Source organism: Ruegeria alba (genome assembly GCF_022321465.1).
Lineage (GTDB): Bacteria > Pseudomonadota > Alphaproteobacteria > Rhodobacterales > Rhodobacteraceae > Ruegeria_B > Ruegeria_B alba.
Genome location: NZ_JAKOEM010000014.1, coordinates 65,146 through 77,752, shown reverse-complemented (window position 1 = coordinate 77,752; position 12,607 = coordinate 65,146). Strand labels below are relative to the sequence as shown.

General features: G+C 65.2%; 11 protein-coding genes. 10 read left to right on the top strand and 1 reads right to left on the bottom strand.

Annotation, left to right across the window (positions count from 1 at the left end; translation table 11 throughout):
* Positions 1-5: 5 nt before the first annotated feature.
* From MB818_RS15095 to MB818_RS15080, 4 genes are all read left to right on the top strand, one after another.
* Entirely contained in the window at positions 6-1,265 is a 1,260-nt protein-coding gene (locus tag MB818_RS15095) for a cytochrome P450 (protein WP_238905629.1), read from the top strand.
* Positions 1,266-1,304: 39 nt separating this feature from the next.
* Positions 1,305-2,594, top strand: a complete 1,290-nt coding sequence (locus tag MB818_RS15090) for a type I glutamate--ammonia ligase (protein ID WP_234140086.1) — start codon at positions 1,305-1,307, stop codon at positions 2,592-2,594.
* 10 nt (positions 2,595-2,604) lie between these two features.
* Positions 2,605-2,919, top strand: a complete 315-nt coding sequence (locus MB818_RS15085) for a 2Fe-2S iron-sulfur cluster-binding protein (protein WP_238905626.1) — start codon at positions 2,605-2,607, stop codon at positions 2,917-2,919.
* A gap of 185 nt (positions 2,920-3,104) precedes the next feature.
* On the top strand, positions 3,105-3,797 hold the full coding sequence (locus MB818_RS15080) for an FkbM family methyltransferase (protein WP_234177984.1): 693 nt from the start codon (positions 3,105-3,107) through the stop codon (positions 3,795-3,797).
* Between the two features lie 2 nt (positions 3,798-3,799).
* Here MB818_RS15080 and MB818_RS15075 read toward each other — a convergent pair whose 3' ends face one another.
* The gene (locus MB818_RS15075; RefSeq protein ID WP_238905624.1) at positions 3,800-4,573 is read right to left on the bottom strand and encodes an IclR family transcriptional regulator; all 774 of its coding nucleotides are present in this window, start codon (positions 4,571-4,573) and stop codon (positions 3,800-3,802) included.
* A 168-nt stretch (positions 4,574-4,741) separates the two neighbouring features.
* Between MB818_RS15075 and MB818_RS15070 the strand changes: the two genes are divergently transcribed.
* From MB818_RS15070 to MB818_RS15045, 6 genes are all read left to right on the top strand, one after another.
* On the top strand, positions 4,742-5,686 hold the full coding sequence (locus MB818_RS15070; protein ID WP_234140082.1) for a tripartite tricarboxylate transporter substrate binding protein: 945 nt from the start codon (positions 4,742-4,744) through the stop codon (positions 5,684-5,686).
* A 57-nt stretch (positions 5,687-5,743) separates the two neighbouring features.
* Positions 5,744-6,274 carry a tripartite tricarboxylate transporter TctB family protein gene (locus tag MB818_RS15065; protein WP_234140081.1) on the top strand — a complete coding sequence of 177 codons (531 nt, stop codon included), beginning with the start codon at positions 5,744-5,746 and terminating at the stop codon, positions 6,272-6,274.
* A complete protein-coding gene (locus tag MB818_RS15060) occupies positions 6,274-7,893 on the top strand; it encodes a tripartite tricarboxylate transporter permease (RefSeq protein ID WP_234143053.1) in 1,620 nt (539 codons plus the stop codon). The genes MB818_RS15065 and MB818_RS15060 overlap by 1 nt, the downstream gene beginning before the upstream one ends.
* Positions 7,894-8,033: 140 nt before the next feature.
* Positions 8,034-10,133, top strand: a complete 2,100-nt coding sequence (locus MB818_RS15055) for a 3-hydroxyacyl-CoA dehydrogenase NAD-binding domain-containing protein (protein ID WP_238905622.1) — start codon at positions 8,034-8,036, stop codon at positions 10,131-10,133.
* The gene (locus tag MB818_RS15050; RefSeq protein ID WP_234140078.1) at positions 10,130-11,305 is read left to right on the top strand and encodes an acetyl-CoA C-acyltransferase; all 1,176 of its coding nucleotides are present in this window, start codon (positions 10,130-10,132) and stop codon (positions 11,303-11,305) included. The genes MB818_RS15055 and MB818_RS15050 overlap by 4 nt, the downstream gene beginning before the upstream one ends.
* Before the next feature lie 106 nt (positions 11,306-11,411).
* On the top strand, positions 11,412-12,602 hold the full coding sequence (locus tag MB818_RS15045) for an acyl-CoA dehydrogenase family protein (RefSeq protein ID WP_238905620.1): 1,191 nt from the start codon (positions 11,412-11,414) through the stop codon (positions 12,600-12,602).
* Positions 12,603-12,607 lie beyond the last annotated feature (5 nt).

Genomic DNA, 12,607 nt, shown 5'->3' with positions numbered 1-12,607 from the left:
AAAACATGACGGTCTGGACCCCCACCGATGACGGCCATGCCGATCTGACCAGCCATGACGCTTTTGCCGGAGGCGCGCCGCACAACACCTTTGCCCGGCTGCGTCGCGAGGATCCGCTGCACTGGACCGAATATGCCGATGGGCAGGATTTCTGGTCGGTCACCCGCCATGCCGACATTGCCGAGATGAACAAGAACACCGCGGTGTTTTCCTCGGCCCGCGGCATCCGGATGGAGGATCAGAGCTATGAGGAATACCTGGCGCGCCGCACCTTTCAGGAGACCGACCCGCCCGAGCACAGCCAGACCCGGATGAAGCTGATGAAGGCGTTCTCGCGCACCACCATGGCGCAGTATGAGGACGACATCCGGGCGATCTGCGTCGATATCCTGGACGAGGTGCTGGACAAGGGCACGTTCGACGCCACCAAGGAAATCGCGCGCCAGCTGCCGATGCGCATGCTGGGCCGCATCGTCGGCCTGCCCGATGCCGATCTGCCCTGGCTGGTGGAAAAGGGCGACGCGCTGATCGCCAATACCGATCCCGATTTCACCACCCATGTGCTCGACAAGCTCGACACCGACGAATACCGGATGATGCCCTTCAACTCGCCCGCCGGGGCCGAGCTGTACCTCTATGCCAAGGACCTGATGGAGCAGAAGGAGAAGGCCGGCGATACCTCGGGCGTGCTGCACATGATCCTGCAACCGTCCAAGGACGGCTCGGTCATCAGCGATACCGAGTTCCGCAACTTCTTTTGCCTCGTGGTGGCGGCGGGCAACGACACCACGCGCTATTCCATCGCCGCCGGTATCCAGGCCATGTGCCACCAGCCCGAGTTGCTGGAACAGATGCAGGCGGGCGGCGACATCTGGGAGACCGCGCCGGACGAGATCATCCGCTGGGCGACGCCCGCGCTCTATTTCCGGCGCACCGCGCTTCGGGATCACGAGATGCATGGCAAGACGATCCGGGCGGGCGACAAGGTGCTTTATTGGTGGTCTTCGGCCAATCGCGACGAGACGGTGTTCGACGACCCGTTCCGGGTCGATCTCTACCGCAACCCGAACCGGCATCTGAGTTTCGGGCAGGGTGGACCGCATGTCTGCCTGGGCATGTGGCTGGCCCGGCTCGAGGTCAAAGTGCTGTTCCAGGAGCTGGCCAAGCGGTTAAGCTCGATCGAACCGGCCGGACCGCACAAGTTCCTGCGCTCGAATTTCGTGGGCGGGATCAAGGAACTGCCGGTCACCGTCCGCCGCGCCTGACCCGGCATCAGAACAGGCTCAACAGGGAGGAGCCCCGACATGAAAGACAGATTGCGCGCGATGTTCTGCGACCATCTCAGCGTGATGCGGGGCAAATACCTGCCCAATTCCAAGATCGCCGACAGTTCCACCAGGTTCTGCCGCTCGACCTTTGGCGTGCATTACGACCGCGACCTGCTGGATGCGCCCGGCGCGATGATGAAGCAGGGGCTGCCGGATATGGAACTGAAATGGGTCCATGACGATATCCGCGACAGCTGGCACACCGGCACCAAGGTGGTTCTGGGCGATCTCTATGACGACCAGGACCAGCCGCTGCCGCTCTGCCCGCGCGGCGCGCTGAAACGGGCGGTGGCCGATTGGCAGGCGCATGGTCTCAGCCCCAAGGTTGGGATCGAACTGGAATGTTTCGCGCTTCAGGCCGACGACAATGGGCGGCTGGTGCCCTATGACGCGCCGGGCGGCGTGGTCTATGGCACCGGTCCCTTTGCCGATCCGCTGCGGTTCAACGACCGGATCTGGGCGATGGCCGAGGAGATGGGTTTCTCCCTCGACATGATCACCGCCGAGTTCGACAGCCCGCAGTTCGAATACACGCTGACCTTTGACGATGCGCTCAAGGCGGTGGACGATATCGTGCTGTTCCGCCTGATGGCGCGCGAGATCGCGCTGGAATACGGCATCGTGCTGACCTTCATGCCGAAACCGATTGCCGAGGCGGGCGGCTCGGGCATGCATATCAACTTCTCCTTCCAGGATGCGACCGGCGCCAATGCGCTGTCCTCCGGCCCGCGCGGCGGGCCCGAGCATATGAACGATCTGGCGCGTGGGTGCCTGGCGGGGCTCTTGCACCACCACAAGGGGCTGGCGGGGCTGATTGCGCCCACCGCCAATTCCTACATGCGGCTGCAACCGGGTTCGCTGTCGGGGTACTGGCAGAACTGGGGCGGCGATCACCGCAACGTCACCACCCGCATCAGCTCCGAAGGCGGCGCCAAGGCGCGGCTGGAACACCGGATGGCCGATGCCTCGTCAAACCCCTATACCGCCGTTGCCGCCGTGTTGCAGGCGGCAAGGCTGGGGGTCGAGAACGGTCATGCGCTGCCGCCGATGGAGACCGGCGACGGGTTCGACAGCACCGATGCCAAGGAGGGCACCGCCATCGACCTGGCCGGCGCGGTGCGCGATCTGGAGCGTGACACCGTGCTGGCCCAGGCGGTGGGCGCCGAGCTGGTCGCCAACCATGTGTTCATGAAGGCCAAGGAAGTGCGCAAGACCCGCGATCTCGAAGGCGATGCGCTGCGCGATTTCTATGTCTACTTCATCTGAGGAGCTTGCCATGCGCGTGATCTGGAAACTGGCCGACGGTCGCGAGATTGCGGCCGAGGTCGCCCCTGGCCTGTCGCTGATGGAGGCGGCGCAGGCCAACAACGTGCCCGGCGTGATCGGCGAATGCGGCGGCTGCCTGAGCTGTGCCACCTGCCACGTGGTGGTGGATCCGGCCTGGGCCGAGCGGACCGGCGTTCCGGGCGAGTTCGAAGACGCGATGCTGGACATCACCGCCGCCGAGCGTCAGCCGCGAAGCCGCCTCAGTTGCCAGATCGAGGCGCATCCAGATCTCGACGGGCTGGTTTTGCACGTGCCCGAGGCCTGACAACTGCCGACACCTGTTCAGCGCATGGCTCTGCCCCTTTCACTTTGCTGAATATACTCCCGCCGGAGGCATCCCAAACCAGCGGCAGACGCCTCATTTTCCAAGGCGAACACCGCATAAGGCTTGCCTTTTCGCCCCTTGAAACACAGGATGCGCGCAAGACAAGCATAAGGTGAGGCAAGGCAGTGCCCGAAACGAATTCCGTCGCCGCCGAGTGTCTGGGCATCAAGGTCCCGGCCTCGCGGTTTCTCAACGAGACCCGGATCGAACGCATCAACACCGCCCGCTATGAGGGGCAGGAAATCGCGGGCGCGCTGCATGTCACCGGCCCCAAGGACGTGGTGCTGGAAATCGGCGCCGGGCTTGGCATCGTCGGCGCGGTGGTGGCCAGGAACGCCAAGCCGAAATCGGTGACCTCGTTCGAGGCCAACCCCGAACTGGTGCCAGAGATCGAGGCGCTTTATGCGCTCAACCGGCTGGGCAAGAAGATCAGTCTGCGCAACCAGATCCTGATCAGCGCGCCGGACCGGCCCGAAACCATCCCCTTTCACATCCGCAGCAGCTATCTCGGCTCGTCGCTTCTCAACCCGGCCGAGCGGCCCTCGACCGTGGTCGAGGTGCCCACTGCCGATTTCGCCGAGGTCTGTGCCGAGACCGGTGCCACCGTTCTGATCATGGATATCGAGGGCGGCGAACTGGAACTGCTGCGCCATGCCGATCTAAGCCAGTTCCGTGCCATCGTGCTGGAATTCCACCCCGAGGCCTATGAGATCGCAGGCATGCGCGAATGCAAGAGTATCCTGACCCAGGCAGGGTTCACGAAGGTAGAGGAGAAATCTACCCGCACCGTCTGGACCTGTCTGCGTCCTGACGCCTGACCCTAGGCCGCGCCGGGATAGTCCGGTGGACAGAACCCGCCGGTGCGCTGGGTCAGGTCAAGTGCCGCCGCCTTGAGTGCGGCGCGCACGCGGCTCTTGAGTTCGGCGGTCATCCGCGACACGGGCGCCGCCACCGCCAGTGCCCCGATCGGGCGCTGGTCGGCGCCAAAGATCGGGGCCGCGTGGGAATATACATCCGCCTCGAACCCGCCCACCGATTCCGCGATACCGCTCTCATGTGCCTCGGCCAGCGCATGGCGCAGGCGCTCGGGGTCGGTTTCGGTCTGGGGTGTGTGTTTGACCAGCGGTGCCGACAGCGCGCGCGTTACCACCTCTTCGGGTGAGAAGGCGAGGAAGGCCAGGCCCGACCCGGTGGCATGCAGCGACAGTATCTCGGCATCCTCCATCGCCACGCGGGTGCCGTGGTGGCTGCTATAGGCATGGGTCAGCGTGGTCAGCTGCCCATTGCGCTGGATCGACATATGCGAGGTCTCTCCGGTCTCGTCGCACAGGCGCCGCAGCACGTCGCGCGACACCGACAGCAGCGGCACCGCTGCCTCGCGCAAAGCGGCCAACCGCAGCACTTCGGGACCCAGCCGATAGGCCCGGTCGCCGTTCATCTGTTCGACGAATCCCGCCGCCTGAAGCTCGGTCATCATCCGATAGACCGTTGCCTTGTTCATGCCCGACAGGCGTGTCAGCTCGCTCAGGCCCATTTCGAGCCGCCCGTGGTTGAACAATGCCAGCAGGGACAATGCCTTGGAAACCGTTCCCATCCTGCCTTTCCGTCACCGATCTGTGCGAAACAGGGGCGTTTCGCGATTTCAGGGCGCCTTTTGGCAGAAATAGTTGACAGATGGTAGTCTCGCCTGTCAATCTGTAATTAAACCACAGGTTCAAATAATGAACCGACTTGCGGAAGAAAACCGAACTGGGAGGACAACATGACCATCAAGACCAAGATCGCGGGCGCCCTTGCGACCGCAGCGATTGCGCTGAGCGCAGGCATGGCCGCAGCCGAATACCCCGAGAAGCCGGTGAATTTCATCGTGCCGTGGCCGCCGGGCGATCTCGAGGACGTGCTGACCCGCATGATCGCCGATGATTTCCAGGAGAAATACGGTGTCGCGGCAGCCGTGGTGAACAAGCCCGGCGGTGGCGGTGGCCCCTTCCCGGGTGCCATCGAGGTCGCCAATGCGCCCGCCGACGGCTATACTATCGGCTCTTTCGTGATCGGGGTGCCGGTGATGGGCCACCAGATCGACATCGCGCCGCTGACGCCCGCGAAATTCGACCCGCTGGGGATTTTCCTGACCTATCCCTTTGTCATCGCCACCTCGGGCGACGCGCCCTATAGCAGCATGGCGGAACTGGCCGAATACGCCAAATCCAACGACGTGGCGCTGGGCCATTTTGGCGACGTTCTGACCCCGACTCAGGTGACGAAGGCGTTCGCCAAGAATGCCGGTTTCGAATGGGGATCGGACGCGGCCTTTGACGCGCTCGACTGCAACACGCTTGCCTCGGGCGATGCGGATGTAATCAACACCACGCTGCAACTGATCCTGCCCTGTCTGGACAGCGTCAAGGTGCTGACCTCGATCACCGACGAGCGTATCCCGCTGGTGCCGGATGCGCCCGCCATCGGCGAGCTGGATGCCGATCTGAACATCGCGCTTTGGAACGGCCTCTTCGTGACCAAGGACACGCCGCAGGACGTGCGCGACAAGATCGTTGCCGTCGCCAAGGAATCGATGATGAGCGATCGCGCCCAGGCGGTGGCCAAGGAGACCGGCGCGCTGGTCTATTGGCAGGACGCGGCCGAAAGCGCCGCGCGGATCGACAATGACATCGCCACCATGGCCCGTATCGGCGGCCTGCTGGAATGATGCCGACCGGGCCGGGGCCATGCGCCCCGGCCCCTTTCTCTGCCGGAACCCTGCCTCATGCCCACTGAACGCGAGCGCCGCTTTGTCGGTCCCCGGCGCGGCCAGCTGATCTTTGCCCTGTTCTTTGTCGCGGTGTCGATCCTGCTGCTCGGCCAGATCGGGACCGAGACCCGCTGGGTCGCCAAGACCAAGCTGTTCGCCCAGCCCCGGTTCTGGCCCGCCGTCGGATTGGGCGGCATGGTGCTGCTGGGTGGGGTTCACCTCTATCTGCTGCCCTGGCGCCGGGCGACCCGCTATGACTGGTGGGAGCTGCGCAAATGGGCGCAGGTGCTGGAATTCGCGATCTGGTTCCTGGCCTATGTGCTGCTGGTGCCGCTGATCGGCTATCTGCCGGTGACGCTGGTCTTTGTGCCGCTGCTGGCCTGGCGGATGGGCTATAGAGACCGGCGGATGCTGGGCCTGTCGATCCTGTTCGCGGTGGCGGTGGTGGTTCTGTTCAAGGGGCTGTTGGGGGTCAAGATCCCCGGCGGCGCGATCTACGAATACCTTCCCGGCGCGTTGCGCAGCTTCTTTATCCTGTATCTCTGATGGACCTGCTTCTTTCCGCTCTCGACATCCTGATGCGCTGGGACGTGGCGCTGGCGCTGCTGACCGGCTCGGTGGGCGGGGTCCTGATCGGCGCCATTCCCGGTGTCGGCCCTGCTGTGGCCATCGCCATCCTGCTGCCGGCCACCTTTTCGATGGACCCGATCGTGGGGCTGACCGTGCTGTTGGGGATCTATGGCAGTTCCATGTATGGCGGCGCGATTCCCGCCATCCTGATCAACACGCCCGGCACCGCGGTGAACGCGCTGACCACCTATGACGGCTATCCGATGACCGCGCGGGGCGAGCCGCGCCGGGCGCTGAGCCTGGCCTATTCCGCCAGTTTCTTCGGTGGCATCTTCTCGGTGATCTGCCTGATCCTGTTCGCGCCGGTGCTGGCGCGGGTGGCGCCCTATTTCGGCAGTCGCGAGATCTTTCTTGCCGCCCTTCTGGGCATCATCCTGATGGTGGTGGCCCATCGCGGGCAGACCCTGATCGCAGGCGCGCTGGCGGCCTTTGGCATCTTCATCCAGTCGATCGGGCTGGAGCCGGTGAAATACACCTCGCGCTATACGTTCGACCAGCCGTTCCTGTCGGGCGGCATCAACCTGATCGTGGTGGTGCTGGGCCTGTTCGCGCTCAGCCAGGCCTTTGTCCTGCTCACCTCGGAAGATGAGAAAATCCGCATGACCCGCCTGAGGGGCGGCATGTTCCAGGGCCTGCGCGAACTGGCGCGTCACCCGCGCGTGGCGACGGTATCGGCCAGTTTCGGCGTGGTGATGGGGATGATCCCCGGCGTCGGCGAGTTCACCGCGCAGTTCATGTCCTATACCTATGCGCAGCGCTCGTCCAAGCGGCCGCAGGATTTCGGCAATGGCTCTTCCGAAGGGCTGATCGCCGCCGAGACCGCCAACAACGCGGTGCCCGCCGCCGCCATGGTGCCGCTCTTGGCACTGGGCATTCCGGGCGAGGCGCTGACCGCGATGATGCTGAGCGTGTTCTACGTGCATAACGTGGTTCCCGGCCCGGGCCTGTTCCAGAACCAGATGGATTTCGTGGTGGCGCTCTACCTCGCGCTCCTCATCCTCAACGTGCTGGTTCTGGTGTTCCTGCTGTTCGCCACCCGGTCGCTGATCCAGGTGGTGCGGATCCCCAACCGCTTTCTGGGGGTCTGTATCCTGACGCTCAGCTTTGTCGGGGTCTATTCGCTGCGCAATTCGGCCACCGATTGCGTGATGGCCGCGCTGTTCGGGGTGCTGGGCTATATCCTCAAACGCCTGTCGATGCCTTCGGTGCCGATCATCCTCGGCATGGTCCTGGGCGGTATCATGGAGGTCAAGCTGCGCGCTGGCATGGCCCGCGTCAAGGAGCCGCTCGATTTCATCGACCGTCCGGTCGCATTCCTGCTGTTCCTTGCCATCGTGCTGGTGCTGATCGGCCATTTCCGCCGGGTTCTGCGCGAGCGGGCCGAGGTCAAGGCCGCCGAACGGGGCGCGCTGAAATCGGGGCACCGGTTCGGCCAGATGCTGGGACGGCGGCGCGGGCGCTTCGTCAAGGACCGGTTCAAGCTGGTGCGCGCCCGCCATGCCAAGCGGCTGCGCGCGCTCAAGGACCTGTTCTAGGGCCGCATCCGCGCGGCGTCGGACTCCAACCGGACCCTACGTCGCTTTGGCCATTCCCCCTTGATCTCGGATGCGCGGCGGATCACCCTGCCAGCGCGCGGAACGCCATTTCGCAGATTGAAACAGGGAGGAGAGGCCCCATGCCCGAGGCCATCGGATACGAACGCGTTGGAGATATCGTCATTCTGGCGGCCGACAATCCGCCGGTCAATGCGCTGGGCCACGCGGTGCGTCAGGGGCTGGCCGACGGGCTTGACCGGGCCGAGGCCGAGGGTGCGCGCGGGGTACTGATCTATGGCACCGGGCGGACCTTTTTTGCCGGGGCCGATATTCGTGAATTCGGCAAGCCGCCCAAGGAACCGCACCTGCCCGAGCTGTGCAACCGGATCGAGGCCTCGCCGCTGCTTGTCGTGTCGGCGCTGCACGGCACCGCGCTGGGCGGCGGGCTCGAGGTGGCGCTGTCCACCCATTACCGGATCGCGGTACCGCAAGCCAAGGTCGGGTTGCCCGAGGTGCATCTGGGCATCCTGCCGGGCGCAGGTGGCACCCAACGCCTGCCCCGCGTCGCCGGGGTCGAGGCGGCGCTCGATATGATCACCACCGGTCGCCATGTGCGCGCCGACGAGGCGCTGCGCCTGGGGGTGATCGACCGCGTTGCCGAGGGTGAGCCGCGCGAGATCGGCCTGAGCTACCTGCGCGAACTGCTGGACGAGGGTGCCTCGCGCCGCCCGGTCGGTGAAATGCCCGCGCCCGCGCCGGTCGATTTCGACGCGGTCTATGCCGCCGTGCTGAAAAAGGGCCGGGGCCAGCTGTCGCCCGCAACTGCCGTGCGGGCGGTGCAGGCGGCGTGCGAGGCCGAGAGCTTTGCCGCCGGGCTGAAGCGCGAGCGTGAGCTGTTCATGGAGCTCATGAACTCGGACCAGCGCGAGGGGCTGATCCATGCGTTCTTCGCCGACCGCGCGGTGGGCAAGCTGCCGGAACTGGAAGGTGTGGCGCCGCGCCCGCTGGCCGCGATCGGCGTCATCGGCGGCGGCACCATGGGGGCGGGTATCGCCACCGCCGCGCTCTTGTCGGGGTTGACGGTCACCATGCTGGAGATGACGCCCGAGGCCGCCGAGGCCGCAAAGGGCCGGATCGAGGGCAATCTGTCGGGTGCGCTGAAACGCGGCAAGCTGACATCGCAGCAGTTCGACACCCTGACCACCAAGGCGCTGACGCTGGCCACCGATTACGCGGCGCTTTCCGAGGCCGATCTGGTGATCGAGGCGGTGTTCGAGGACATGGAGGTCAAGAAGCAGGTGTTCACCAAGCTTGACGCCGTGTGCAAGCCGGGTGCGGTGCTGGCCTCGAACACCTCGTATCTCGATATCAACCAGATCGCGGCGGTGACGAGTCGGCCGCAGGATGTGCTGGGGCTGCATTTCTTCTCGCCCGCGCATGTGATGAAGCTTTTGGAGGTCGTCATTGCCGACGAGACCGCGCCCGATGTGGCGGCCACCGGCTTTGCGCTTGGCAAGCGGCTGGGCAAGGTCTCGGTCCGGGCCGGGGTCTGTGACGGGTTCATCGGCAACCGCATCCTGTCGGTCTATCGTACCTGCGCCGATCACATGATCCTGGACGGGGCATCGCCCTATGAGATCGACGAGGCGCTGGAAGAGTTCGGATTTGCCATGGGTCCGTTCGCAGTGGCCGACCTGGCCGGGCTGGATATCGGCTGGGCGGTGCGCAAGCGCAAGCGGGCCGAGGCGCTGGACCCGCGCGCCCGCGACAGCGCCTATGCCGACAAGCTGTGCGAGGCGGGTCATTTTGGCCAGAAGACCGGCAAGGGCTATTACGACTATGCCGCCGGTGCCAAGGCACGCGTGCCGAACCCCGAGGTGATGCCGCTGATCGAGGCGGAGCGCGCCCAGCAGGGGATCACCCCGCGCGCGTTCAGCAAGGACGAGATCGTGCGCCGCTACATGGCGGCGATGGTCAACGAGGCAGCCAAGGTGGTGGGCGAGGGCATCGCGCGCCGTCCGCTCGATGTGGATGTGACCCTGCTCTACGGTTACGGCTTTCCGCGCTATCGCGGCGGGCCGCTGAAATGGGCCGATATGCAGGGCCTGCCGGAACTGCTGGCCGATATCAAACGCTGGGCGGCGGAGGATGCCTATTTCTGGCAACCCGCGCCGCTCTTGGAACAACTGGTGGCCGAGGGCCGCTCTTTCGACGATCTGAACAAGGAAGCCGTGTCATGAAACAAGCCGTTATCGTATCCACCGCCCGGACCGGGCTGGCGAAGTCCTTTCGCGGGTCGTTCAACGTGACCCACGGGGCCACCATGGGTGGCCATGCGGTTCAGGCGGCGGTGTCGCGCGCGGGGCTGGATGGCTCGGAGATTGAGGATTGCATCATCGGCTGCGGGTTCCCCGAGGGTGAGACCGGAAGCAATATCGGCCGCCAGATCGCCATTCGCGCAGGCCTGCCGATCACCGCATCGGGCATGACGGTGAACCGGTTCTGCTCGTCTGGCCTGCAAACCGTGGCCCTGGCGGCGCAGGCGATCACCGAGGGTGGGTCGGGTCCGATGGTGGCAGGCGGGGTCGAGAGCATCTCGATGGTGCAGCCCAAGACGCGCCCGGCGCCCGAGGCCTGGATCCAGGAGCACAAGCCCGCCATCTACATGGCGATGATCGAGACGGCGGATATCGTGGCACAGCGCTATGGCCTCAGCCGCGAGTATCAAGACGAGTATTCGCTGCGCAGCCAGCAGCGCATCGCGGCGGCGCAGGCCGAGGGCAAGTTCGCCGACGAGATCGTGCCGATGCAAACCAAGATGGCGGTGAAGGACAAGGACAGCGGCGAAATCTCGATGCACGAGGTCACCGTGGACCGCGACGAATGCAACCGCCCCTCGACCACGCTGGAGGGTCTGGCGGGGCTGGAGCCGGTGCGGGGCGCGGGCAATTTCGTGACCGCCGGCAATGCCTCGCAACTGTCGGACGGTGCCGCGGCGCTGGTGCTGATGGAGGCGAAAGAGGCCGAGCGCCGGGGGCTGGAACCGCTGGGCGCGTTCAAGGGGTTCTGTGTGGCGGGCTGTGAGCCGGACGAGATGGGCATCGGGCCGGTGTTCGCGGTGCCGCGCCTGCTGGAGCGGCACGGGCTGAAGGTCGACGATATCGACCTGTGGGAATTGAACGAGGCCTTTGCCAGCCAGTGCCTCTATAGCCGCGACCAGCTGGGCATCGACCCGGAAAAATACAACGTGAACGGCGGCTCGATCGCCATTGGTCACCCGTTCGGCATGACGGGCGCGCGGATGACCGGTCATCTGATGCTGGAAGGCAAGCGGCGCGGCGCCAAGCTGGGCGTGGTCAGCATGTGCATCGGCGGCGGCATGGGCGCGGCCGGACTGTTCGAGATTTTCTGAGCGGGCATGTGCGTCCGGGCGGGCCATCGAGGCCCGCCCGGACGCGGCCCGGCGCGGGGCGTCGGGCAAAGCCGCCCGAAACGGGCGGCAAGGGAGGAAAGCGGATATGGACCTGAACTACAGCGACGAGGAAAAGGCGTTTCGCGCCGAGGTGCGCGCCTTTCTGGCCGAAAACCTGCCGGTGGACGTGTCCGACAAGGTGCGCCGCGGCATCAGCCTGGGCAAGGAAGGCCATGAGAAATGGCATGCCACGCTGAACGCGCGCGGCTGGCTGGCCTATAACTGGCCGCGCGAGTTTGGCGGGGCCGAGTGGAACGCGGTGCAGCGGCACATCTTTGAAGAGGAATGCGCCGCCGCCTATGCGCCCCGCATCGTGCCCTTTGGCCTGTCGATGCTGGCGCCGGTGTTGCAGAAATTCGGTACCAAGGAACAGCAGGACCATTACCTGCCGCGCATCCTGTCGGGCGAGGACTGGTGGTGTCAGGGCTATTCCGAGCCCGGCGCCGGATCCGACCTGGCCTCGCTGAAAACCCGCGCGGTGCGGGACGGTGACCACTATGTCGTCAACGGGCAGAAGACATGGACCACGCTGGGCCAATACGCCAACTGGATCTTTTGCCTGGTCCGCACCGACCCCGAGGCCAAGCAGCAGGAGGGCATCAGTTTCCTGCTGATCGACATGACCACGCCGGGCATCACCGTGCGCCCCATCGTGCTGCTGGACGGCACGCCCGAGGTGAACGAGGTCTTCTTTGACGACGTGCGGGTGCCGGTCGAGAATCTGGTGGGCGAGGAGAACAAGGGCTGGACCTATGCCAAGTACCTGCTGACCCATGAGCGCACCAATATCGCGGGCGTGGGCTTCAGCCAGGCGGGGCTGGACGCGGTCAAGCGTATCGCGCGGATCGAGACGGCCAACGGTCGCCCCTTGATCGAGAACCCGCATTTCGCCGCCCGTCTGGCCCAGATCGAGATCGACCTGATGGCGATGGCCACCACCAACATGCGCATCATCAGCCAGGCCGCCAGTGGCCAGGCGCCGGGCGTCGAAAGCTCGATGCTCAAGGTCAAGGGCACCATCATCCGGCAAGAGATCAACGACCTGACCCGCCGCGCGGTGGGGCCTTATGCGATGCCCTTCGCCTCGGAAGCGGTCGAGGGCGACAATGCGCCCATTGGCCCCGACTATGCCGGGCCGGTGGCGGCGCATTATTTCAACAACCGCAAACTGTCGATCTTTGGCGGGTCGAACGAGATCCAGCGCGGGATCATCGCCAAGGTCAAGATGGGGGGCTGAGGGAT

Bases quoted from the DNA above. Each gene is read 5' to 3' on its own strand.
- MB818_RS15095 (WP_238905629.1), top strand. From the start codon at position 6: ATGACGGTCTGGACCCCCACCGATGACGGCCATGCCGATCTGACCAGC.
- MB818_RS15090 (WP_234140086.1), top strand. From the start codon at position 1,305: ATGAAAGACAGATTGCGCGCGATGTTCTGCGACCATCTCAGCGTGATG.
- MB818_RS15085 (WP_238905626.1), top strand. From the start codon at position 2,605: ATGCGCGTGATCTGGAAACTGGCCGACGGTCGCGAGATTGCGGCCGAG.
- MB818_RS15075 (WP_238905624.1), bottom strand. From the start codon at position 4,573: ATGGGAACGGTTTCCAAGGCATTGTCCCTGCTGGCATTGTTCAACCAC.
- MB818_RS15070 (WP_234140082.1), top strand. From the start codon at position 4,742: ATGACCATCAAGACCAAGATCGCGGGCGCCCTTGCGACCGCAGCGATT.
- MB818_RS15065 (WP_234140081.1), top strand. From the start codon at position 5,744: ATGCCCACTGAACGCGAGCGCCGCTTTGTCGGTCCCCGGCGCGGCCAG.
- MB818_RS15060 (WP_234143053.1), top strand. From the start codon at position 6,274: ATGGACCTGCTTCTTTCCGCTCTCGACATCCTGATGCGCTGGGACGTG.
- MB818_RS15055 (WP_238905622.1), top strand. From the start codon at position 8,034: ATGCCCGAGGCCATCGGATACGAACGCGTTGGAGATATCGTCATTCTG.
- MB818_RS15050 (WP_234140078.1), top strand. From the start codon at position 10,130: ATGAAACAAGCCGTTATCGTATCCACCGCCCGGACCGGGCTGGCGAAG.
- MB818_RS15045 (WP_238905620.1), top strand. From the start codon at position 11,412: ATGGACCTGAACTACAGCGACGAGGAAAAGGCGTTTCGCGCCGAGGTG.